The following is a 24993-nucleotide window of genomic DNA, read 5'->3' as shown; positions in this document are numbered from 1 at the left end:
CTCCTTCCACGACACGGAATCGAAACGGGCATGACGAGCGAAGATCGCCCGCGATTAGAATTGCACTCCTTGATCGGACCCGGAGATCGTCACCGTCCCCTGGTAGAGGTCAAGGTCGACGCTATCGCTGACGAACTGCACGGCGCCGTCGGCGAGAAGATGGTTGGCTCCCCCGGGATGCTCGCTGGAGGCGGGCATGTCGGCTTCTTCGCTCTCGGTCGAGATGTTGGGCCAGACCACACAGTCGGGATCGGGAGGATTGGGAGTCCGAACGGCGTTGAGGAAGACTCCCTCGTAAGGCTTGACGCTCATCCAGCGACGACCGCGCCGACGTCCCGTGAGCAGTCCGATGGTGGGGTCGGAGGGATCATAGCACGGGATCGAGCCGGAAATGTAAGTAAAGGGGCGGGCGCGGGTGAACTCCGCCATGGCGAAGGTCTTGCTCGCCCCATCGGTGATCTCGTCGAGAGAAAGGCCAAAGACCCAGCCGAAGCCGTTGGCGTCGTCGATTCGGGAGCAGGTCTTACGTTCCCATCCAGGGACATCGCAAATGAATCCGGAATAGATCGACGTTCCGGTCATCATCCCATAGTTCGCGGTCCCGTAGGCGGGGTTGCCGGACGTGAAACTCCGGGAGCCCTTGTCTGACGGGCAGAGCCAGCCAGGGATGGTGGCCGATCCCGCCTCATTTTGGACGGCGTTCCGGTAGTTGCGGTTGTAGTCGATCTTCTCGGCGATCGATGCCTTCTCCATCTCCGGGAGAAGCATCGTGAAGAAACTGAAGCCAGGCCCACAGTTCGGCGTGCAGGTGCCGAAGTTGTCGCCGCTGTTTCCCCAGACTTGGTAGGGTGGAAAACGAAGGTGGGCCTGGTGGTAGTTGTGGAGAGCCAAGCCTAGCTGACGCATATTGTTTGAGCACTGAGCTCGTCGTGCCGCCTCTCTCGCTTGCTGAACGGCGGGGAGAAGCAGACCTACTAAGACGCCGATAATGGCGATCACCACAAGCAACTCGACAAGCGTAAATGCGCGGCGCATTGACCTCTTCCCCTTCTCAAGACTCGGCAGAATGCCAAGCGTTGTTTACCAGAGTTGAAACCCGCGTTTCGATGGCCCAACGACAACTCTTGCCGACACCGCCGCACCCGTCAGGGAAAGGCGGACGTCAGAAAGAAAGCCCGGCGTCGCCACCAGCGATCGTCACCGTTGCCTGATAGACTCCCAAATCGACCGCGTCGCTGATGAAAACGACGCCGCCATCGGCCAGTAGTGCGTTAGCTCCTCCGGCGTGCTCACTCGACAAGGGCATGTCGGCGGGCTCCCCTTCAGTGTTCGTGTTGGCCCACTGGATGCAATCGGGATCGGGAGGATTTGGCGTTCGGACGGCGTTGAGGAAGACTCCCTCGTGAATCTTCGGGCTAATCCAACGTCGACCTCGAGGCCGACCCGTCTGGAGGCCGACGGTGTGGTCCGAGGGATCATAGCAGGGGGTCGAGCCGGAGACGTACGTGTAGGGACGTGCCCGCGAGAACTCCCCCATGGCGATCGTCTTACTGGTCCCATCGGTGATTTCGGCGATCGACAACCCGAAGAACCACCCGAAGCCATTGGCGTCGTTCGCGCGTGTGCAGGTGAACCGATCGTAGGGGGTGTCGCATGGCTCCACCGACCGCATCGACGTTCCGGTCATCATGCCGTAGTTGGAAGTTCCTTCCGGGGGAGTTCCGGTCCGAAAACTTCGCGATCCGAAGTCCGAACCACAGAGAAACGTATCGATCTGGTTGCCGCGAGCGGTACTTTGAACGCCGCTCTTAAAGTTGCGTTCGAAATTGATCTGGTCGTAGACGTTGGTTTCATCCATGTACGGAAGCATCAAGGCCAGATGACCGATGCCGGTCCCGCAGTTGGGAGCACACCCCGACGCCAGCGGATCGGAATTGAGCCCCCAAATTTGGTGGGGCGGAAAACGCAAGTGAGCTTGCTGGTAGTTATGGAGGGCCAGCCCCAACTGTTTCAGGTTGTTGGTGCACTGGGCTCGACGCGCCGCTTCTCTCGCCTGCTGAACCGCAGGCAACAGCAGTGCGACGAGCACGCCGATGATGGCGATCACCACCAGCAACTCAACGAGTGTAAATCCACGACGCCGCATGTTCCTTTTCCCCCTGACCGGCGCCGATGCATGAACGCACCCGCCGCCCCTTCCCCTTCCCCTTCTGCTTCCTCCGCGACCAAACCTCGTTCGAACGGGACATGCCACCGAGATCGATACGAAGACTAACTAAGCCACGCATCGGCGGTTGGTTGACTCTCGACGTTGGAACCGCACTTGAACGGATCTCGCGCCGTGGAGAATCGGTAAAGGTATTGGTCACAAAGGCCTGGGACGTTGATTTGCCCTTCCCTGAGTCTGATCAAGATGAAACTCGGCGTCAACGCAAAAGAGCGCCGTTGGTCCATGAACATCAGGACGATTGAAACAGAAACGCCGCTCGGCACGGTTGCGCCCCGCACAACTCCTTGCCCGATTCTCTCGGCATCCCGCCCCAAGAGACGCGACTTGATCGAAAAGGGAAGGTCATCACGACCAGCGAAAGCTGGTAAGATGGGCGACCAATGAGACCGTGGAATCGACTCTCTCCGAGGAAACCATGAAACCCCAGACACTCTTCGCCCTGGCGCTCGTCTTGGTCGTGGGCGCCGAACTCGCTTCCGCCCAGAACTCGCGCGATCCGGCCAAGGAAGGACAGCGTCTCGTCGACGCCGGCCAACCCAAGGCCGCCATCAGCTATCTCAACGCCGCCATCCGCAAGGATCCCAAGGACGCGCACAGCTACAACAACCGCGGCGTCGCCTACGATCGACTCGGCATGCACCAACAAGCCCTGCAAGACTACCAGCGGGCCCTGGAGCTCAAGCCGAACTTTCCCCAGTTCCTCAACAATCTCGGCGTCCTCTATCGCCAACTCGACCGTCCCGACGAGGCGATCGCCACCTTCTCCAAGGCGATCCAAGCCTCTCCACGCTACGCGCTGGCCTACCGCAATCGCGCCGACACCCGCGCCGCCCAGAAAGAGTACAAGGAAGCCCTTGAGGACTACGGCAAGGCGATCACGATCGATCCAGACGCGCCGATGTCGTACTTCCGCCGCGCGGTCGCTTACGCCAAGATGGGCAACCACGAGGAGGCGATCTCCGACCTCGACGAGGCATTGCGGATGAAGGACGATTGCGTGGAATGCCTACACGACCGTGGCGTCGCCAAGCATGAGTTGGGAAAGCATGAGGAAGCGATCACGGACTTCAACAGAGCCCTCGCCCTGAGTCCGAACTCCTCGCTCTTCACGCTCAATCGTGGCCGTACCCATCTGGCGATGGGAGATCACGCGAAGGCGATCGCGGACTACGAGAAGACGATCGAACTGAATCCGAAGAGCATCAGCGGTCACAACGCGCTGGCGTGGCTTCTGGCGACCAGCCAGGAGGAAGGGGTTCGCGATGGCTACAAGGCCTACGAGTACGCGAACAAGGCTTGCCAACTCAGTCAGTGGAAGGACTACGACTCGATCGACACCCTCGCGGCGGCGTACGCCGAAGCGGGCGATTTCGAGCACGCGGTCGAGTACCAGAAAGAGGCTCTCAAGTTGGCCAAGGACGCCGGCCTGGGTGAGGAAGAGCTCGCCGCCGGGAAGGCGCGACTCAAGCTCTACGAGCAAGGCAAGCCTTTTCGGGAATAGCAGCCGCCGTCCTGGCTGCCAAGTGGGGTGCCGCGGCATGCTCACGCTCGTTGTGGTCATGCTGGAAAGACCCACGCTCGTCGTGGGTATGCTGGAAAGTCTCACGCTCGTCGTGGGTATGCTGGAAAGTCTTACGCTCGTCGTGGACGTGCGCGAGGCGCCTTCAACGCCCTTCTTGTTGACAAGCCCCCGCACGATCCCAAGACGAGATGTCACCCGGCGAGCTTGTCCACCAGGGCTCAGGCCATCGCTTACGCCTCTCCGAACTTGAGCAACACCTTGCCGCCGCGGGCCACCTTTTCGGCCTCCGTGGCGGCTTGCTTGATGTCGTCGAGGGCGAACGACTCGCCGATCTCCGACTCGAGTATCCCATCCTTGATCAATCCCGTGATCGTCCGCATCAGCATGATCTTCGAGGGCAGCGCGAGCTGCTCCATGTAGTTGGCCAGCCAGAAGCCCTCGACCGAGGTGCCGGGCGTCATCAGATCGCGCGACGAGAACGACAGCGGCGTGTTGGACAGCGTGCCGTAGACCAGCAGCTTGCCGCGTCGCGCGAGACACCGAATGACGCTCGAACCGAGTTCGCCGCCGACGCAGTCGATCGCGGCTTTCGCTCCCTCGCCGCCGGTGATCTCGCGAACTCGCTCTTCCATGTTCTCGACGTCGGTCGCAACGACTTCATCGGCGCCGAGCCGGCGCAACTCGTCGGCCTGCTCCGAACGACGAATGACGTTGATGGTGCGGAAGCCGAAACGACGTCCCAGCCGAATGACCATTCGTCCGAGGGTCGATCCGGCCGCGGTTTGCAAGAGCCACTTACCGTTGCCCATGCCCAGGACCTTGCGTGTCATGACGTAGGCCGCCGCGGGGTTGACGAAGAAAGTCGCGGCCTGGTCGAGCGGCAGCGAACCGGGTAGCGGCACCGCTTGCTTGAAGGGGATGACCACCTTCTCCGCCCAGTTCCCCCCCTTGCTGTTGATGACCGCGACGCGTTTGTTCTTGAACCAGCCGGCGACCATGCCGCCGCCGTCCGCCTCGACAACGCCGACGCCCTCGAAGCCGGGGGTCGCGGGAGGGGTGGGAAGCCGGCCGTAGATGCCCCGCACGACCATCAAGTCGGAGGGATTGACGGGGCTCGCCAGCATCCGCACCAGAACCTCTCCCTGCCCGGGACTTGGATCGGAGACATCTCTCGGTTCCAGCACCTCGGCGGGATCACCAAAACGGTCGAAGACAACGGCTCGCATCGGCCAACTCTCCCTCTATCGGTGGGACCGGACCGCGCACGATGGCACGTCATGGCCAGACTTGCTCGGTCGATCGCTCACCCTGGTTGAATAGTGGTCGTGTTTGGGAATTTGGAGGGTCGATGTCCAGGTCAATGACCGCCCGAGTCCCGTTGTGAGGGATCGGAAAACCGGCGATCGACCGATGCCGACACGAGAGATGTGATTTCGCGAAAAGTGCCCACAAAACCGAAATTCGCGACCGCGACGGCCCCGGAGTCGGACGTCCGGGGCATCGAGACCGCTAGCGAATGCTCGGTTCTTACGCCGCTTCGCGAAGGGCGACGTCCGCCTTCTTCGCCTGGGCGTGGGTGAGCATGAAGGGAGCGACGTGCCCGCCGTAGCGTTGCTTGATATCGGCGAAACCCGACTGCTGCCCGAGTTTGCGGAACTCCTCGGCCGAGCAGTGATGAACCGCCCCTTCGATCGTCGCGACGATGCAATCGAAGATGAGCCATCCCCACGGGTTGTCGCGGTTGGCGTCGACGATCGCGAGCTCACCGCTGGGCGAAAGGACGCGGTACATCTCGTCGAGGACGCGGTCCTGGTGGGGATAGTGGTGGAAGCTGTGAATGCAGGTGATCAAGTCGAACTCGTTGTTGTCGAACGGCAAGTTCTCGCTGTCGCCATGAACGAGGGTGAGTCGGTCGCCGTAGCGCTCCTTGAGTCCCTCGGCCTTTTGGAGCATGCCTTCGCTCAGGTCGAGACCGACGACGCTCGCCTCGGGATAGGTATCGAGCAGACGGGCCGCGAACTGGCCGGTGCCGCATCCGACGTCGAGCACGCGGGCACCCGGTGGGATGGAAACCGAGTTGAAGATCAACCGGTGCGACGGTCCGAAGAAGAGGAGCTGAAGCGGGCTGCGATCGTACGACTTGCTCCAGTAGTCGAACTCGTCGCGGGCTTTGGTTTTCCAACAGACCATCGGAGACTCCATCCAACGTGATTTGTATTGCCGTCGACGCGCGGCCTCCGGCCAACTCGGAAGCGGGGCCGTCCGACAGGACTTGACATCGCCCAGGGACGATCGGCCGCTCCATCACGCGGATGGTCAAATCAGTCAAGAGCAAGTTGGTGGAATCGGACGCTGGGGAGGTGAACACTCGTCAAGACGAGCGCGTTCCAACTCGGATGAGGGAGTCGAAGGACTGATGGGTCGCCCAGATTGCACTTCAATCCGAATTGGCGGAGCGAACACGAGGCCCCAGAAGGGGAAGAGCTTTGGGATGAACGCCGATGGTCCCGTAGATTGTCTGGGCCGTCATCACTTTTGGCATAGGGCATGGAGCGAAGGAGCCGTGAAGCGGCGGCCGACTAGGTGAGTGCCAGGATAGGATGATCCACGCGTCGAGCCCCTGTGGGGCGACCCTTCTTAACGTCCCCCACTTGTCCAAGGGGGGGGACAACAGGGGGGACGGCTTTCTCTTCAAGCCGTTTGCGATCACCCACGGAGTCCGCTTATCCGGCGACCGGAAGAAGCCCGCTCTACGTCCCCCTGCCAAGACCGCCAGGGCTGCTTGGCTGCCGTGGCTCGACAAGGAGGGGTAATAGCAGAAGGGTTTGTCGTTGAGGGCTACGAGCCTTGCATGCGCTGCAGCGCGCGGGTCGCCGCTTTGCGGACCGATTCGTCTTTGTCGTCCTTGGCGGTGGCCTTGAGGGCGGGAATCGCTTGCTTGGCCTTGGCACCCATTCGTCCCAGGGCGTAGGCGGCGTTGTAGCGGGCCTCGACCCGATCCTTGCTCAAGGCGTCAATGAGCATGGGAATGACGATCGCCCGCGACTTGTCGTCCAGACCGATCTGGCCAAAGGCGACGAAGATCGCACGCCGGAGCGTCGGATCGTCGTTCACCTTGGCGACCTCCAGCACCTGGGGCAGGACCGATTGGGCGGGAGGCCCGATCTGGCCCAAGGCGCGGACCGCGGTCTCCTTAACCGCGACGTCCTTGTCGTCCTCGACGAGCTTGATCAGGGCGGGAATCGCGGCGGGACCGATGCGTGCCAGCGCCCCGGCCGCCTCGGAACGCGTCGTGTACTTCTCGGCGTTCTTGAGGATGTCGACGAGATTGGGAATAGCCGGCTTCGCGGCGGGACCAATGTTGCCCAGCGCGACGACCGCGTGAGTTTTCAGCGACAGATCATCGCTCTTGGTGGCTTTCATCAGAGCGGGCACGGCATCCTTCGCCGCTGGCCCCATCGTCGTCAGCGCGAAGGCGGCCGCTCGCTGAACTTCGATCTCCGGGTCGCCCAGCGCCTTGATCAGCGCCGGAATCGCGGCCTGCGCTTGATCGCCCAATTGTCGAAGATGACGCGCCGCCTCGAGACGTTCGACAACGTCATCGCTCTGGAGGTGATAGACCTCTCGCGAGACACGATCGCTGAGATCCTCGCTTTGCGCCACCAACGCGGTCGCCACTAGTCCAATCGACACCAACATGGTGCTCACCGACCTTCTCCTTCGCCATATGAGGAAGCATGCCCCCCGTGAGCATAGATGGTTGCTCCGGGGTCGGCAACGCTCCAATTCGCCGGTTGGACCGAGGAGCAAGGGCCGGAGTTCCGTTTATGACGACGGCGCGTGACTCGCACTCAGGAGAAGAGAGCGAGGCGCGGGTAGTTCCCTCCGAGGATCGCCTGGCTCGGATAGCCAAGCCAGTCGTCGAGCATGGCTTGGTAGACGCTACGAAAATCGGTGTGGTGCTTGAGGTCACCATCGTCGAGATCCGAGAGGCTCGGATGGTCCCCGATGATCCCCGCGGGAGGCTGGGCACTCAGGACGAACATCTGCGACGCCGCCCCGTGGTCGGTCCCCAGGCTGCCGTTCTCCTTCACTCGTCGCCCGAACTCCGAGAAGGTCATCGCGACGACGCGATCCTCGAGATCATGTCCTTTCAGATCGCTCCAAAACGCACCCAAAGCGCTCGAAAGTTCTCCCAAAAGCGCCGTGTGGGCACCAGCTTGCTGCGAATGGGTGTCAAATCCACCCAAAGAGACGAAGAAAATCTCGGTCCCGACCTCCGCCGCGACGATCTGGGCGATCAGTTGGAGCTTCTGCCCGAGACCGTTGCGGGGGTAGTCGGCCGCCGGTTTGTACGAGGCAACCAGCGACTGGAGCCGATCGGCGCTGTCGTACGCGGAGATGGAGGTTCGACGAACGAAGTCGAGATCGCTAGCCGAATCACTTCCCGGTCGCGCCAACTCGGTCATGAGCCGGCGCCGCTTCGTTCGGTCGGCGTCGTCTCTCCCTCCCAGGTCGAGCCGATAACGGTCGACATCGCGCACATTGGGAGCGTTGGCGGTGTGAGCCACCAGCGTCAACGGAAGACGGTCGAAGCCGAGACTGATAGCCCTCAACGTCCCCTCTCTCTCCGAATCGTCCTCGTCCATCGCTCGTCCGAGCCAGCCGACATCGGGCCTCTCTTCGTCGAGCGAGGCGGTCTGCCAGATGTCGGTACTGCGAAAGTGAGAACGGTTCGGATTGGGGTAGCCGACGCCCTGAACGATCGCCAGCGCCCCGTCGTCGTAGAGTCCCTTCATCGCCCCCATCGCCGGATGCAGCCCGAGTTCATCGTTGAGTTTGAGGACAGCGTCCTTGCCGATGCGTACGCCCGGACGGTTCTTCTCGTAGAGATCGTTGCCGTAGGGGATGACCGTGTTGAGACCATCGTTGCCGCCCGCCAGTTGAATGACGACGAGGCTTCGACCGCTTCCTTGTCGCTGGTGCCGCTCCGCCGCCAGGGAGGCTCGCGCCAAGAGTGCCGGCGGCAGACCACTGAGGGAAACCAATCCCGTCGCTCCGAGCCGCTTGAGAAACGTGCGTCGTGTCGGCATGGTGAATTCCTTCGATTGGAGGTGGATCGACGTCGATCCGTGTTCAGCCGAACTGGTACTCGGGTGAGGTCATCAGCAAGTGAAGCAATTTGCGCGACCGTTGCTCGTCGACCGCACCGGCCCCCACGAGGTAGTCATTCAAACGCTCAAGCGAGTCCTCGCCCAGTGAACGACTCGCCAGAAGCGACGCGAAGTGCTCGATGAGCTCCTTTGGTGATGTTCGCCGCGCGGTCGGAACCGACTCGACGACCGCGGGGACCTCCCCGTAGCGTTGGCCGCCGAGCAGATCCGCGACGAAGTTGGCCCGCAGCAAGATCGTCGCCGTGTTGATCCAATGCCGTCCCCCTTCCCATCCCTTGACGGTCGGAGGCTCGAACACGTCCTGCCCCAACTCGGCGAGAAGCTGGCTCGTCTTCTGAAGGTTGGGACGCACATCGAGCGTTCGGTAGGTGCCGATGACGAAGTCGACGGGGCTCTTGATGATCGCTCCCCGCGACGCCGGCGAAAAGAAGAGCTCCGACCGCAGCAGTTCCCCGACGACCTTGTCCATCGCGAAGTCGTGGTGGCGGATGCGGCCAGCGAGGAGATTGACTTCCACGTCGCCGACATGAGGCCCGATGAAAGCGTCTAGCAACTTCGTGGCGAGGAAGCGGGGGCACGCCTCCTGTTCGAGGCAGAGGTCGACGATGTCATCGCCGTCGAGATTCCCGCGTTTGCCGAAAACGCTCTTCGTACCGAAGTCGTGATGACCGCGATCGAACCAAAACTCATTCTCCCGGACATGCCATCCCGAGAAGGCCCGAGCCGCTTCCTGGATATCGCGTTCCGAGTAGTTCCCCTCGCCAAGGCTAAAGAGCTCCATCAGCTCACGGGCATAGTTCTCGTTCGGATGGCGCTTTTTGTTCGCGTTGCCATCGAGCCAGACGAGCATCGCGACATCTCGAGAAATCTCATGAACGAGGGTCCGAAAGTCGCCGAGACAGTGACGACGCAAGAGCGCGTTCTGATCGGCCATGAGCCGGACCGAGTTGACTTTGGCATGCGACGTGGCGAAGTGGTTGTGCCAGAGGAGGGTCATCTTCTCCGTCAGGGCCGCGTTCGAATAACGCATCCGGTGCAGCCACCAAGCCTTCAGGTCCTGGATCTCCCCCGTGCCAATCGCGACGCGATGGAGAAGCTCGTCGGTCTCTTGGAACTCCGCGGGCGGCTCCTCGGGAGCGAGCAGGCGCTCGATGGTCGCCGCCGCGCCCGCGCGATGGGCGGCGGTGATCTCTTGCCACCTCGCGGCGAAGCCCGCCCGGCGTAGCAAGTGAGCAGCCTCCTCGAGCGTCCATCCCTTGGGACCAGGCTGAAACACCTCGAGCGAAGCGAGCGAAACCGAGTCGGCGGTCGTCATTTCCAACTCACCTCCGCGCGAAGATCGAGTCCGTCCCCTTCCACCTTGCTCGTCAGTTGGAACTGGTCGAGCCGCGTGAGCCACTCGAGAGCAAACGCGAGCCGGGCCTTGGCCGCCGGCGCCGGTGTCCCTTCCTGAATCATGCGAGCCTCAAGCAGATGTTTGTTGCGATCGAGGATATTGGCCAGGGTGTCGGCCTGGACGAGCAGCTTGACGTTGTCATCACTATTCTCGGTCGCCGGAGTATCCTTGCCCTGGTAGTGGCCGACCAGTTGCCGGCAAAGCTCCAGCGACGAGCTGATGATGTAGCGGTCCTTCACCAGGGCCGACGCGGGGGTGAAGTTGTTGATAAACGGCAGTTCCTCCCCCGCGGGCCGGTTGAGGAAACGACAATAGGAGATCTGGACGCCCTCGTACTGTTCGCCGGTCATGATCCAGGGTTCGCCACCCCGTTTGCCGACGGTCAAGTTCCCGATCGAGACGACCGTCTGAAAGAGAAGCTGGTACAAGTCGCTGGCGTCCGGACTCGACGAGTCGGCCACCAACGCGAAGGCGGGTAGCTGAACGCCGGGCTTGCCGTCAAGGTGCTCGTAGCTCTGCGTCGACGCGAGGATGACAAAACGCTTGCCCAAGTTCGGCAGCACGTCCTCGGCGAAACTCTTCCCCGGCAGAAGGTTCCCCAAGCCCGACTCGAACTTGTCGAAGTTCGGCAGGATTCGCTCCTCCATCAACTCCTCGCGGCCACGGTAGAGGGACGCGAGGTCACGATACATCGTCAACCCGGCGATCTCGCCCTTGATCCGTGGAATCCCCGGCGCCGCGTCCTTGTTCGAGTCGGCGAAATACCCCGCGTAGCGTTCGGGCAACCTCGCGACATCGCCAGGAATCGCGAGCGTGAGCGAGACGTCATTCTCGGCAACCCCCAACGACCACGCCAGCATCGAACTCTCGCCCATCATCTCGAAGATGCCACCGAAGAGAAGCGCCGCGAGGGCGTTGTCGAACCGCGAGGGCGGAAACTTCCCTTTGCTCGCCGCCTCGAGAAAAGCTCGCTTCACCGTGCCACGAATCACCCCACCCCGACCGAGTCGCTTCGTCACTCGCCGGTAGGCGTCATCCTCCGCCAACGAGGGCACTTCTCCATCACCGCCCAAGAGAGCGACCGCCTGCCCGGCGAGACGCTCCGTCGTCGCCACGACCAGCCAACCTTCCCTCACCCCGAAATAGACCTTGTCGTCGACCGCCGTGAGACTGGTCCCATCGATCAGCTTGGATTCCCGCATCTTGTCGGCGGCCACGGCGACCAGCAACGTTCGCGTGCGACCGAGGACCTCGTCGAACGCCTTCTTATTCGAGGGATGCGCGACGATCAGCAGTTCGGGCTTCTCGTCGTCCTCGGGCGGATAGAGTGCCACCCCGATCGAACCGCCAAACAGATCGCGGGAGAGGTCGCGAAGAGACATGCCGTAGTAGTACTCGACCATTCGCTTCGCCGCGATCGCCCGCCGATAGCCTTCGGTCTTTCGTAGCGGGGCCAGGAGGGAACGTTGTTGTAGATCCGCCGCGTAGTCGGACGCGAGGAGGCGTTCGACGACCGCCGCGAGTCCCTCGACCTCGACGGTGGCCAGCGCTCCGGCCGGCAAGCGCGCCGCGACTCCGGCGTTGTGCTCGTCCGCCCCGCTGGGCCGCACCGATCCAAACGAGAGGACGCCGACCAAGCAGACGGCGCCCCATAGTCGTGATGCACGCATGAACCAATCTCCCGGCAAGATGGAGATGCCGACAGGCGGGAGACTCCCGCGCTGTTTCTGACGATGCTTACCTCGACATCGCGGGGTGGGTTTCAGGTGAATGCCGGACAAAAGCACCTTTGGCGCCAGGAGATCATTGGCTAAACTGACCACTTGGCGTGAACCATGTCGTCCCCCCTCGAAGCCGGAGGGATCGCATTGAGTTCGCTTCGTAAATGGATTCGTCGCCCCTTCGCAAGGATTGCTCAATGTCCACAACAGCTCGCCGACCAGCCCAACGACTCGGACTAAAGGATCGTCTCTCCCGACTCACCTACAACAAGGCTTGCCAACTTCTCGGGCCGCATGGACGTGAGCTACTGCATCGCGGCTCGCGAGGCTACGATGACCTCGACCTCGACACGTGTCTCCAGATCGACGATGAGCGGTTCCTCCTTCGCCTTCCCCCCTCCCGAATTGGCGGCGAGGACGTGGTCGTCACCCTGTCGTCGCGGGAAGATTCGCGCGATCGAATTCACTTCGAGTGTTCTGAGTGCGAGACGACTTGCGCTTGCATCGGCACCGCGGTGAGCTTGATCCTGGAAGAGAAGACACTTCTCGGTCTCGCGGAAGCGCCTCCCGAGCGATCCCCGATCGAATGCCTGAGCGAGGAGCAACTCGTTGAGCAGGCGCTCGCCGATCGAGTCGAGCGTTCCAAGAAGGAGAAGTTCACGCTCCGATCGAACGATCCCTCGGAGCCATGGACGGACTACACGATCACCAGTGCGGCTTCGGGGAAGTCGTATCGCCTCGCCCTTCGCGGCGAGGAAGCGGGCGAGTCGTATTGCAGTTGTCCCGACTTCCGCACCAACACCCTCGGAACTTGCAAACACCTGCTCTACGCGCTGCGACGCGTCCGGCGCCGATTCTCCGCCGAGGCGCGGGCGACGCCGCCGCGAACCCCCGACAGTTTCATTCACGTCCACTACGGCGAAGAACTGGAACTTCACCTGACGCTCGCGGACGATCACGGGCCCGACGTCGCCAAGGCGGTCGGCAAGCTCGCCAAAGGTCCGATTCGTGACATGAGCGGCTTGCTCAGATGCCTCCGCAAACTGGAGCGCCTCGAGCACAACGTGATCATCTACCCCGACGCCGAACAGTTGATCGAGGAACGGCTTCTCGCGAGCCACCTTGAGGATGTCGTCGCCGAGATTCGCAAACGGCCCAAGTCGCACCCCTTGCGAAAGACCCTGCTGAAGACGCCGTTGCTGCCCTACCAACTCGACGGTATCGCCTTCGCGGCCGGCGCCGGACGAGCCGTCCTCGCGGACGATATGGGACTCGGCAAGACGATTCAGGGTATTGGCGTTTCGGAGCTTCTCGCGCGCGAGGCGGGAATCCGTCGTGTCCTGGTGGTCTGCCCGACGTCCCTCAAGTCGCAATGGCGTTCGGAGGTCGAGCGATTCAGCGACCGCTCGATCCAACTCGTGGTCGGCCCCGTGGCGCAACGTTCCCAACAGTACGCCCAGGGTTCGTTCTTCACCGTCTGTAACTACGAACAAGTCCTTCGCGACATCATCGCCATCGAACAAGTGAAGTGGGATCTGATCATTCTCGACGAGGGACAGCGCATCAAGAACTGGGAGTCGAAGACCGCCCGAATCATCAAGGGCCTCAAGTCTCGTTTCGCCCTGGTCCTCTCCGGCACTCCGCTCGAGAACCGGCTTGATGAACTCTACTCGGTCGTTCAGTTCATCGACGATCGTCGCTTGGCGCCCGCCTTCCGCTTCTTCCATCGGCACCGAGTCGTCGACGAGAAGGGCAAGGTCCTGGGCTACAAACACCTCGACGAGCTGCGAGAGAACCTCCAGCCGATCCTTCTCCGCCGGACTCGTGATGAGGTGCTTGACCAGCTACCTCCGCGCACGTCCGAAGTCGTGCGAATTCCGCCGACCGAGGAGCAGCTCGATCTGCACCGCTCCCACATGCAGATCGTCTCGACCATCGCTCGCAAGTCCTACATCAGCGAGATGGACCTCCTTCGCATGCGAAAGAGCTTGCTGATGTGCCGCATGGCCGCCGATAGTACGACGTTGGTCGACAAGGAAGAGCCGGGGTACTCGCCCAAACTCGAACGACTCAAGGAGCTGATCGAGCAACTCTTCGAGGAGCCCGATCGCAAGGCGGTCCTCTTCTCCGAGTGGACGACCATGCTCGACTTGATCGAACCGATCCTCAAAGAGCGCATGCTCGACTTCGTCCGTCTCGACGGGAAGGTTCCCCAGAAGAAACGACAGGCGCTCGTCAACCGCTTCCAGAAAGATCCCGACTGCCGGCTCTTTCTCACCACCAACGCTGGGTCGACGGGGCTCAACTTGCAAGCCGCGAACACCGTCATCAACGTCGATCTCCCGTGGAACCCCGCGGTGCTCGAACAGCGGGTCGCCCGCGCCCATCGCATGGGGCAGAAGAACCCCGTCCAGGTCTACGTGCTGCTCACCGAGCAGACCATCGAGGAAAGCCTGCTCGCCACCCTTTCGGCGAAGAACAAGCTCTCCCTCTCGGTCCTCGACGCGCAGTCGGATGTCTCCGAAGTCGAACTGACGAGCGGGATCGAGGAGCTGAAGCGACGTCTGGAGGTGCTCCTCGGAAAGACTCCGGACGCCGCGATCGACGAATCGCGACAGCGGCAACTCCAGGATGAGGAACAGAGAATCGCCGCCCAGCGGGAACGGGTCGCCCAGGCGGGAGGCGAGATGCTTGGCGCCGCCTTCTCGTTCCTCGGGGAGATCGTCGGCAACGGCGACGATTCCCAACCTCCCGAGTCGCTCGTGTCATCGATGCGCGACCGACTCGCCCAATGCGCCGAGGAGGACTCGACGGGCAAACAACGACTTTCGATCGTCCTTCCGAACCGCAAAGCGCACGATGGACTCGCGACGTCGCTGGCCAAGCTCCTCGCCGCGAATGGGACCGGGGCATAACAGCCCGTTGATCGATTCGACACCGGGTACGAACGTGTGCCCAAGCCGTTGGAGCGTTCCACTCTTGGCTACTTGGCGGCTTCCGCTTCCCCCTCCGGCAGCGGAACCTGGGCACGCGAGGACAGGTATCCAATCAAATCGCGGATGTCCTCTTCATTAAGCTTCTCGAAGAGTCCGTCGGGCATGAGCGAGAGCTTTGAGGGATGCTTCTCGTCAATCTCATCGGCGGGGATCGCGATCTTCTCGGTCGCCGTCTGAATCGTGACGACATCGCCGTCGCCGCGCCCGAGCATGCCGGTCACCAGACGGCCGTCGGCCAAGACGACGACCGACGTGCGATACTGGTTGGGCACCACGCCGCTGGGGTTGAGAATGTTCTCGAGCAGATAGTCGAGGTTGTGGCGATTCGACCCGGTGATGTCGGGTCCGATCGCGCCGCCGTCGCCGTACATCTTGTGACAGGTCGCGCACGTCTTCTTAAACAGAAGCCGTCCGTGGGAGAGATCGGCCTGGGCGAGCCGTTCGGAAGTGAGCAAGCGTTTGTGCTCCTCGATGAGCTTGAGCTTCTCCTCGGGCGTGCGTTCGACAATGCCCCAGACGTCTTGGAGTCGCTCCTTCAGCTTCGGATCGTCGAAGCTCGCCAACTGCCGGACGTGAAAGGCGGCGATGTCTTGGCGCGGAATCTTCTCCGCCTCGATCGCATCGAGCAACGCGAGTGCGTACACCGGTCGCGAGACGAGCGTGTTGACCGCCTCTTCCTTGGCCCCGTGACGAAGCCGCCGGTACTTGTTGACGAGTTCCTTGCCGATCCGAGGATCGTCGTAGGACGCCAAGCCTCGCACGGCCGTCTGGGCCATGATCCGGTCGTTCATCATCGCCAATAGCAACGGCACCAGATCCTTGGGGCGACTGTCGATGAGAATCCGTAGTGCCTCGCGGCGAGCGTCGGGAGTCTCCTTGGTATTCTTGGCGATCTTCCGTAGGGCGTCGAGCGCCCGACCATCCCCGAAGACGACCGACAACTCCCGCACCCCATCGCGAACGCCCGGATCGTCACTCTTGGCAAGTTGCTCCTGAACCTTGCTCCACGACGCCGGCGCCGGAGCGGTTCGCCAGCCGCGCAGCGCGTCGACCATGCCGAGGAGCATCCGCTGTTGGCTCCCGGCCGACTCTTGCTCCGCAATCAGCCTGACCAGCGCGTCGACCGACGCGGGATCCTCCTTAAGTCGCCCCGTGAGACGACGGGCGATCAATTTCCGCAGCGTCGGGATCGGCGTGCTCGCCGCGAGCCCGAGCGCCCGCTTCGGATCGGCGGGAACAGCGGCCTCGATCCCGTACCAGATCATCAGCGGCATGTTGTGATCCTTGGCGTCTTCCGAGTGCGACGCCAATCCCTCCGCGATCGCCCACCGCTCTTCGAGCGGCAATCGCCGCAGCGCCGAGGCGAGGTAGAGTCGCACCAGCCCCGAGGGATCGCTTCCCGCCATCGTCGCGAACTTGTCGATGGCCGCGGGGGAGACCGGAAGACGGTCGACGAGCAGGCGAACCGCCCAACTGCGAACGTGCTCGCTGGGATCGTCGAGTTGCTCGATCAACCAGTCATGGTCCGCGCCGCCGGTGACGTAGAGCGTCCACAAGGCCCGGAGTCGTTGCGGGTCGGTCGACGCACTCTTAAACAGTTCGCGCATCTCGCGATGGACCGATGACAGGTCCTGTCCCGCATCGGCCCGTTCTTGAAGGACGCGGCGGGCATGCCGGGCATGCCAAGCGTTCGGATGCCGCTGGAGCTTCGCGAGTTCATCGTTGGACAGGCGACCGACATCGAGATCGGCGGGAGGCGTCTCGGGCGTGCCGTAGGTGACCTTGTAGACGCGGCCGCTGGTCCGATGCACCCCGTCGTGGTCATGACACTCGCCCAGATCGACCCAATCGCTGACGTAGACGCCCCCATCGGGTCCGTACTTGAGCGAGACCCCGCGAAACCAGGGCTGATTGGCGAAGAACATGTCGGGAGCGCGGCGGCCAACGTAGCCGGAGCCGTGTCGCTCGAGTTTGTTCTGGTTGATCCGTCGCCCGTGGGTGTTACACATGAAGATGGCGTTGCGGTACTCCTCGGGCCAGTTGTCCCCGAGGTAGATCATGCCACCACAGTGCGAATGGCCGCCGCCGAGTTCTCCGTGCTTTCCGGAGGCGTCGCGCGACTTGTTCCACGCCTGGCCCGTGTCCCAGTGGTAGTGGTCGGCGTGCTGGTCGATCAGCTCGTAGAGATAGGGGTTGAAGTCCTCGCCGTACATCCGCCGAAAGTGAGCGCCGGGGATGACGTGCCAGAGATGGCCGATGACGTTGTTGGTGAAGAAGAACTCGCCGACGTCGTTGTAGTCCATGCCCCAGGGGTTGGTCGTCCCGCGAGCGACGACCTCGAGCGTGTGCTCGCGGGGATGAAACCGCCAGATGCCGCAGTTGAGCTTGAGGCGTTCCTCCTTGGGCAACCCCGGCGGGCCGGGAAAGGAAGTCGCTTGGATGCCGTGGCGCGCGTAGAGCCAGCCATCGGGCCCCCACATCAACCCATTGACGATGTTGTGGCCGACCTCCTTGGCGTTGAAGCCGTCGAGTAGAGTCACCGGCGGTCCATCGGGGATGTCGTTGGCGTCCTTGTCGGGGAGGAACTGGAGTCGTCCGTTGTTGAGGATCCAGACACCGCCGAAGCCGAGAACGAGCCCGGTCAGCTTCTCCCCCTCATCCCAGAAAACGGTCCGTTTGTCGAAGCGACCATCGTTGTCCTGGTCGTCGAGGATGATGATCCGGTCACGCATCGAGGTGTCGAAAGGACCGCCGCCGTAGGTGTAGCACTCCGCCACCCAGAGCCGACCCCGGTCGTCGAAAGTCATCGCGATCGGTTGCTGGACGTCGGGTTCACCGGCGAAGAGGGTCGCGTTGAAGCCGTCGGGAAGAGCGATCTTCTTAACCGCCTCCTCGGGGGAGATCGGACCTTCGCCCGGCGGTTGCGAGTTGACGATCGGCGGGAACTCCGCCCGCGCCACGAGCGCCGTCGAAAGCACGACCAACGAAGTGACTAGTCTGAGGGACGTCGACGCGAAGATTCCGAATCGGCAACCGCCGTCTCCACCCATGGCATGATCCTCTCGCTTGCGCCGTGAGGGCGTTCCCTCACGGACCTCGTCCTATGGAACGAAAGGGTCAAGGATCGCATGCCCAGTGGGGGTGCGTCAACGGGTGGGAACCGATTCCCGTGAAGTCCGAGACGACTCCAAGATCACCGCTGATAGGCGGGAAGGACACGGCGCTCCACCGCGAGCGCCAAGGCGGCCATGCTGGTCATGTAGACATCGCCGTGGTTGCCCTCGTTGTCGCTCGGCGGTCGTGGCCACGATCCATCCTCGTTTTGGTTCTCGAGCAGGATCGACTCAAGGTGGTTCGAGTAGCGTTTCCAATGTTCGGGCGCCGAACGACTCATGCCGACCGCCTCGTAGTAGACGCGGTAGAAGAAGAAGGGCCCGCGCCATTCAAGCGGGTGCTCCTCGATCCGATTGGCGACACTTTCGAGCTTCGGGTCCTCGAGTTCCCCACCGATGGCGAAGCAAAGCATCCCGAGCCCGCGAAGAGCCGGATGGTCCTGCTTCGGCGCGCTGTAGCCGACCTTGCCGTCGTCGGTCGTCAACCGATTCGCGTACTCGACGGCGCCGCGAATCGTCTGCTGCGGCACGGGGATGCCGACTTGTTGCGTCGCGTGCAGGCTCATGATCTGCCACCCCGACAGACTGAGGTCGGCGGTCTTGTCGTTGGGACCGTAATGCCACCCACCGCGGTAGCGTTCGTCCTTGGGAATCGCGGCGGCCTGGATCGTCAGCTTGACCGCCTTCTCGAGACAACGCAGGATCTCGCGTTCGAGCTGATCGTCGCTGCATGTCCCCATCGCCTCGGCGAGCATGAGCGTGGCGATGCCGTGACCGTACATCCGGCTGCCGTCCTTCTTGCCGAAGTAGCCGGATGGCTCCTGTTGCTGCAGGACATAGCGGACGCTCTTTCGCAGCCAAAAGCCGTGCTCGGGATCGTCGAGCGTATGCCCCGCCGCGAGATGGGCCATGATCGCGAGGCTCGTCAGCGCGGTCTTGTGGCTCTTCCCCAGGGCCCCATCGCCATTTTGCTTCGAACGGAGAAAGGCGAGCGCCTTGGCCAGGGCCAGGTCGCGTGGGCTCCGTGTCGACAACCGATCGAGCACTTCCTTATCGGTCAAGTCCTCCCCATGGGCGACGGAGACGGTCCCTCCGAACAACAGAACCGCCGCGCACACAAGCGAACTCACCGAAGTCATCGCCAGTCGCGGCATCACTCCCCCTCCCCCAACTTCAAGAAGTACTCGTCGATCGCCTCGCGATACTCCCTCGGGAAGTTGGCTCCCCCGGTGTTGCGAATCGAGGCTCGCTTGCGGGCGGCCAGTCGCGCCCAATCGGGATCGAGCGAGCCTTCCATCGTCGCGATCTTCTCCAGCAAGTCGGAGGACTGGCCGGTGCCACTACCCGCGTTGCCGAGCGACGGGACCGAAGGCAGGTTGTTTGCCGCCTGGTTCACGCGCTCTTGTTGGGCGGCTTGGGCGAGCGCCTTCGCGGCGTTCTGGAACGAGTCGCTCGACTGATTGGAGGCCTCGATTCCCGCCAGCGCTTCCGCGACCCCCTTGGCCTCTTGTTGCGAGAGCGGGCCGGAGGGCTTCCCTTCCGAAGTCTCGGCGGCTTGCTGCGCCTGGGCCATCGCCTCGGCGTTGGCGGCCTCGGACGCGCGAAGCGACTCCTCGGTCGCCTTCGCCAAACGTTCGGTCGCCTTCATCAGCGCCGCGCGGGCCGTTCGCTTGTTCGCCTGGGCCCCTTGCTTGTTCGCCTCGGCTTTCGGAGACGCGGTCATCGCCTCGCCGCTCGACTCGGAGTTGGCTTCCGCGTGATCGGAGTTATCGAGAGCCTCGTGAAGATCCGACGCCGTGTCCGCCATCAAGGGGAAGGCGGCGTTGCTTGGCAGAGACTCCTGCGCCTGCATCGCCCGAAGCTGCGCATCGAGGGCGGTCTTCTGTTGAGCGACCGCGTGTCGCTGCGTCTCCATCGCCCGCTCGGCGGCCTGCTTCCCTTGTTGCTTCGCTCGCTCGAGCTTGCCTCGATCGGCGGAGTCCGAGGCGAGCGCGTCGGCGGCGCGCATCCTCTCCTCGGCGTCGGCTTGCTGCCGGTCCGCTTCCTGTTGTGTGCGATTGGCCTGTTCCTGGAGTTGGCGGGCTTGCTTGGCGACCTTCATCGCCTCGCCGACGGCACGCTTCTCCTCCCGGCTCAGCTCCATCGGCGCGACCGCTTTCTCCAATTGCCGAGCCCACTCCCGGCGATGCTCGGCTTGGGCCTTGAGCACCCGCTCGAGTTCGTCGGTCGCTTGCCGTTGGTCGGACGCCATTCTCGCCAACGCCTGACCGAGTTCGGCTTGCTGTTGACGCTGCTGGTCGCTCATCTTCTCCTCGGCGGCCGACTCGCTAAACGCCTCGGCGATCGGTCCAGCAAGCTCGTCGCGCAACATGTCGGCTTGCTTGTTCGCCTCGCGGACCAACTCGTCCGACGGAGTGCCCGGCGCCGCGGGGTTCTTCTCCGACGGCGGAGGACTCGCCGCCTTCTTCGCCAGTTCGCCAAGCTCTTTCGCGGCTTGGGGAGCCTTCTTCGTCATCTGCTCGAGGCCCTGTTTCGCGGCCTTCGGCTGCTCCTGCCCTTTCATCGCGGCGGCTTTCTTCTTGAGAGCGTCCAGCGACTTGGCGGCCTTCGTCGAGGTCTCGGCCAACGCCGAACGTGCCTGCTTCTCCGACTCCTCGAGCTGCTCTTCCCGAGCGAGCAGATCCTCCAAGCTCTGATTCATCAGCGGGCTCCGCTCGGCCATCGCCCGGGCGGCGTCGCCGGAGGGAGGTGGTTGATGGCTGGCGAGCATCCCCTTGAGGGTTTCCAGGAAGTCCTCCCGCTTCTCCTTATCGCGGCGGGCCTCCTCGGCGCGCTGGGCGAGTTCCTCCAAACTCCCCTCGGCGTTCTCCTTCGTGGCCGGGGTGTCGGCATTCATCCCCTCTTGTCGCTCGAGCGCGGCGGCGATCTCCTCTTTCTTCGCTTGGTCCCCTTTCGCCCCCTCGAGCGCGGCGGCTCGCTGTGCCAGCGGCTCGATCCGTTCCGCCTTCAATGGCTCCTCCTTGAGTAGCTCCTCGAGGATGTCCTGACCCAGTTGACGATAGGCGGCCGCCTCCTCCTTGTTGCCTCGCTCCCGCTCCGCTTCCAACGCGGACGCCAACACCGAGCGTGCCAACCCCGCTTTGGCCTTTCGCTGCGACTCCCGATCGGGAATGTTCTTCTCCACCTCGCTCTTGTCGTGGGCGAGTTGCTCGGTCAACGTCTTCGCGAGCGACTCGGGACGACGCGCGGTCGAGCGGTCGATGTTCTTTCGCAACCGACTGGCCAGCTTCGCCACCTGACTGTCCTCGAGCGTCTCCTCCGCCATCTTCCGCAGGTCGCTGGCCGCCCGGCGATCACCCGCCGCCTCGGTCAACTCGGCGACCTCCGCCAGCGATTCGGTCAACTCCTCGTGGGCCTCGAGCGCCTTGGGCGCGTTTTGATCGTGGCGCGCCCTCACCAGATCCCGCACTTGTTCCATCGCCTCGCGCGACGCGTCGGCGAGTTCGCGCTCGCGGGTCATCTGTTGGGCTTGTTCCTGCTTGCGAACGGTGTCGTTGAGTTTGCTCAGCGCCTGTTCGGCTTGCGAGGATACCTCACGATGCTTCACCCCATCGCGCTCGAGTCGTTGACGGACCTCGTCGAGCACCTCCTCCGTCTTTCGGGCCAACGCCGAAGCGGTCTCGACATGGGCGACCCGCTCGGCGAGGCTCGCGTCCGCATCACGAGAACGCTCATCCGACGCGGCCTCTTCCCGTTCGAGGACGCGCTCCAACTGATCGACCCAAGCCTTCGCGGCGTTCTGCTCCCGGCGAACGTGTCGGTCCCTCTCGCTCTCGGTCAACTTGCGCGGAATCTCGCGCATCGAACGGAGGTGTTCCCGAAGCTGCTCCGCCGTCTTGGCGAGTTCCGTCGTCGGCTTCCCCGAAAGCTGCATTCGCTTGTAGCGACTGTGCATCCCCTTCTTGATGAGGTCGCGGGCGGCGCGGGCGGCATCGACCAAGAGATCGGCGCTGTGCTCCCCGCCTCGAAGATCCTCGATACTCCAAGGCTCCCGTTCGAGCACCTCCTCGAGCGCCAACGAGTGGGGACGCTCGCGATCGGCGATCTTGTCGATCCCCTTGATCCCCGAATCGCGGGCGAGTTGCTCGATGATCGCCGCCGTGGGCGCGACGCGTCGCAAATCCTTGTGGAGGCGCCGCTGGGCCGATTCGACGTTCTCCAAGGAGAGTTCCGCCATCTGCTTCAGAAGCAGCGGCGTGTACCGAAACGACTGATGTTCGCGGAGCCGTTCCGCCGGCACCTTCTTCAGAGGCTGTCCCTCGGGCGCCATCGAGAACTCGAGGTGCGATTCCCCGGTCCCCTGGAATGCCTCGAGCACGATTGGGTGCCAACCTGCCGACAGTTCCAACGTTCCCGAATACTCGGTCGGCGCTTGATGCTTCCACCCCTCCGAGCCGATCAGGGGCTTCTCCGCCACCACCAGCCGGGCTCCGTCGTCAACCTTGCAGGCGAAACGCCAACGCCCCTTGTTCGGAACGAAAACGTCCCCCCGGTAGCGGATGCTGAAGTTGTTCTTGCCGATCCCCGGGACGTCGAGATCGTGGTAATCGGGCAGACTCACCTCGGTGCGTGCCGGCCGATCCCCCAGAGCCTCGCCTCGGAAATACTCGGCCGAGAGTCCTCCCGCGAACGCCGAGGCCTTCGCGCCACCCTCCGGCGACTCGTCGTCCCGCCCTTTCGCGGGTTGCCCCATCGCCCAACCACTCGCGCCCCGCACGATGGGAAAGGATCGGCGATAGCGGCGCTGCGCGGCATCGTCGCGCGCGACCAAGGCGTCGGCCTCAACCTCGGCGACCACCATGCCCAAGGTCTCGTCCCACTCTTCGAGATCAGCGAGCGCCGACTGCTGCAGGTCGAGTCCCCGCTGAAGCGATTCCTCCAACTCATCGGGCGAGGCCGCTTCGACACCCGCGATCGATTCCTCGGTAATCTCGTGAAGACTCGTGGCGAGGCTGACAAGCCGACCGCCCACGTCCTCAAGCACGGCATCGAGCGGTTCGGTGGCTTCGGCCGATTCGTCCGCGACCGCACCGCCGACGGTGTCGACTTCCTCGGCCAACTCGTCCCAACGCGCTTGCAGCAGGATCAGCCGCGCGTGCCGGTCGGCTTCATCCTCGGGGTCGCCCTCACGGATCAGTCGTTGCCAGCGACTGACGTTCTCGCGCTGTTTGCGGACCTGGCGGGTCAACTGGTCGCGAAGCTTGCGAAGCCGCGCGGCGAGCTGCACCGCCTTGGTGTCCTCCGGGGCGACGACGGTCAGTTCGACCGCTTCGCTTCGAACGACGTGACCACCCAAGTCGCGCACCTCGACTCCCAGGGAAAGGGTGTCGCCGTACTCGAGAGCGTAGCGGCTTAGATCGAGCGCCGTCGCCAACCGCGAGACTTGCTCGCCACTGTCGACCTCCTGCAGCGACTCGGCCTCCTTCATGGGGAGATCCATCGATTCGATCTCCCGTCCGTCCACGCTCAGGAAGAGCTTGCAACTGGCGACCCCGACATCGTCGCGCGTCTCGGCCGTCAAGAGCAGCAGCTCGTCGTCCCCGACGAGACCGTGGGCGAGCGACTCTCCGGAAAGGGTCGCCGTCGGCGGCAGATCCTCGACGACATGAATCCGCCAGCGCTGGGCGGGCGTCACCTCGAGACCGTCATCGGCGGTGAACCGCAAGCCGTACGTCTGCGTCGCCCGTGGCTGCCAGCTCGTCTCCGCCTCGTCCCCCATGATGTCGAACGGTTGCTCCGCGCCGTTGTCGAGCAGCAGACTGGCGCTGTTGGCGGGGGCGTCGGCGAAACGAAGCATCACCTTGACGTCGCTGCCGAGCAGGACCTCGGCATCGCCCCCCTCCACCCGCCGCACGGGCCATCCCGCGTACGAGGGAGGCGTCACTTCCAAGCCGATTCCCGAGAGTCGGGGCGGCATCTTCATGCTCACGTCGTACTCGGGACTAGTCGCGTCGCCGGCGTGCACCGAGTAGCGAAATTCGCGCGTGACCCCGTTGATCGGCAGTCGAAACTCGCCCTCGGCCGAGAGCGAGGAGAGAGGCATCTCCTCGACGAGCCCGTCCTTCCAGACGATGGTCGCCGTCGCCGAAGACGCGGGCGGATCGGTGGTCGCGAGGATCTCCAGTTCCGCCCCTTGCGCCAGCTCGATGTCGCCGGGACGCACGTCGAGCACCGTCGTCGCGGGGCGCACGACGTCCGAGGAAGGAACGATCGCGCGATGCAAGTAGGATCGCCCCTCGGGGAAAAGACTCACCAGCGCGAGCAGCGCGATCGAGAAGAGGGCGATGCGGCCCGAACGCTTCGCCGGTCGGCCGTCGACCAAGCCGATCGGATCGACGTTCGACACTTCGTTGGCCGCCAGCGCGATGGTCCGGTTGATCATCCACTGCCCGACCCCTTGGCCGGTGACGCCTTCGCGGGCGACGGCGAACTCGACCGCCGAGCTGAGCCGTTCCTTGTGCCCATCGGCCCACGCGGCCGACTCGAAGCGGGACGCCACCTCGTAGGGAGGTCGCGAACGCACCAGGGGCCAGAGGGCATAGACCGACAAGAGTCCGAACGCCACCAGATAGGTGACCAAGCTCAAGGCCATGCGAATCGGCAGGCTGGGCGAGACCAGCCAATCGACGAGGCTGGTGAGCAGGATCCCCGCCACGAGGGCGACGAGGGCCGCGCAGCCGCCGCAAAGGAACGCGATCATCCGCTGACGACCGTCGAAGGCCCGAAGGGCCTGGGCAATGACGTCCGGAACTTTTCGCCACGATGCCATCACTCTCTCCGA

Annotated in this window: 13 protein-coding genes; 2 read left to right on the top strand and 11 right to left on the bottom strand. The window is 63.3% G+C overall.

Annotation, left to right across the window (positions count from 1 at the left end):
• Positions 1–54: 54 nt before the first annotated feature.
• Positions 55–1035: a DUF1559 domain-containing protein gene (locus tag Pan216_RS04610; RefSeq protein ID WP_145263620.1), complete on the bottom strand. Its 981-nt coding sequence runs from the start codon at positions 1033–1035 to the stop codon at positions 55–57.
• Between the two features lie 127 nt (positions 1036–1162).
• A complete protein-coding gene (locus Pan216_RS04605) occupies positions 1163–2146 on the bottom strand; it encodes a DUF1559 domain-containing protein (RefSeq protein WP_145263618.1) in 984 nt (327 codons plus the stop codon).
• A 499-nt stretch (positions 2147–2645) separates the two neighbouring features.
• On the opposite strand from Pan216_RS04605, the gene Pan216_RS04600 reads away from it, so the two are divergent.
• The gene (locus Pan216_RS04600) at positions 2646–3731 is read left to right on the top strand and encodes a tetratricopeptide repeat protein (RefSeq protein WP_145255474.1); all 1086 of its coding nucleotides are present in this window, start codon (positions 2646–2648) and stop codon (positions 3729–3731) included.
• 251 nt (positions 3732–3982) lie between these two features.
• Here the strand turns inward: Pan216_RS04600 and Pan216_RS04595 are convergent, their stop codons facing one another.
• From Pan216_RS04595 to Pan216_RS04570, 6 genes are all read right to left on the bottom strand, one after another.
• Positions 3983–4978: a zinc-dependent alcohol dehydrogenase family protein gene (locus Pan216_RS04595; protein WP_145255471.1), complete on the bottom strand. Its 996-nt coding sequence runs from the start codon at positions 4976–4978 to the stop codon at positions 3983–3985.
• A 301-nt stretch (positions 4979–5279) separates the two neighbouring features.
• The gene (locus Pan216_RS04590) at positions 5280–5942 is read right to left on the bottom strand and encodes a class I SAM-dependent methyltransferase (protein ID WP_419193257.1); all 663 of its coding nucleotides are present in this window, start codon (positions 5940–5942) and stop codon (positions 5280–5282) included.
• A 648-nt stretch (positions 5943–6590) separates the two neighbouring features.
• Positions 6591–7451 (bottom strand): HEAT repeat domain-containing protein, encoded by an 861-nt coding sequence (locus Pan216_RS04585; RefSeq protein ID WP_419193651.1) that lies wholly within the window; start codon positions 7449–7451, stop codon positions 6591–6593.
• Positions 7452–7603: 152 nt separating this feature from the next.
• On the bottom strand, positions 7604–8845 hold the full coding sequence (locus Pan216_RS04580) for a DUF1501 domain-containing protein (protein WP_145255462.1): 1242 nt from the start codon (positions 8843–8845) through the stop codon (positions 7604–7606).
• 43 nt (positions 8846–8888) lie between these two features.
• On the bottom strand, positions 8889–10241 hold the full coding sequence (locus Pan216_RS04575) for a DUF1800 domain-containing protein (RefSeq protein ID WP_145255458.1): 1353 nt from the start codon (positions 10239–10241) through the stop codon (positions 8889–8891).
• Positions 10238–11992 carry a hypothetical protein gene (locus Pan216_RS04570; protein ID WP_145255455.1) on the bottom strand — a complete coding sequence of 585 codons (1755 nt, stop codon included), beginning with the start codon at positions 11990–11992 and terminating at the stop codon, positions 10238–10240. The genes Pan216_RS04575 and Pan216_RS04570 overlap by 4 nt, the downstream gene beginning before the upstream one ends.
• 248 nt (positions 11993–12240) lie before the next feature.
• Between Pan216_RS04570 and Pan216_RS04565 the strand changes: the two genes are divergently transcribed.
• On the top strand, positions 12241–14958 hold the full coding sequence (locus Pan216_RS04565) for a DEAD/DEAH box helicase (protein ID WP_145255452.1): 2718 nt from the start codon (positions 12241–12243) through the stop codon (positions 14956–14958).
• A gap of 68 nt (positions 14959–15026) precedes the next feature.
• On the opposite strand, the gene Pan216_RS04560 is transcribed toward Pan216_RS04565, so the two are convergent.
• From Pan216_RS04560 to Pan216_RS04550, 3 genes are all read right to left on the bottom strand, one after another.
• Entirely contained in the window at positions 15027–18089 is a 3063-nt protein-coding gene (locus tag Pan216_RS04560; protein ID WP_145255449.1) for a PVC-type heme-binding CxxCH protein, read from the bottom strand.
• A 143-nt stretch (positions 18090–18232) separates the two neighbouring features.
• The gene (locus tag Pan216_RS04555) at positions 18233–19306 is read right to left on the bottom strand and encodes a prenyltransferase/squalene oxidase repeat-containing protein (RefSeq protein WP_145255446.1); all 1074 of its coding nucleotides are present in this window, start codon (positions 19304–19306) and stop codon (positions 18233–18235) included.
• A complete protein-coding gene (locus Pan216_RS04550) occupies positions 19306–24981 on the bottom strand; it encodes a PA14 domain-containing protein (RefSeq protein ID WP_145255443.1) in 5676 nt (1891 codons plus the stop codon). The genes Pan216_RS04555 and Pan216_RS04550 overlap by 1 nt, the downstream gene beginning before the upstream one ends.
• Positions 24982–24993: the final 12 nt, after the last annotated feature.

Source organism: Kolteria novifilia (assembly GCA_007748055.1).
In the GTDB taxonomy this organism is placed as follows: Bacteria; Planctomycetota; Planctomycetia; order Kolteriales; family Kolteriaceae; genus Kolteria; species Kolteria novifilia.
Note: the sequence above shows the minus strand (reverse complement) of the source record. Positions and strands in the feature narration are given on the sequence as shown.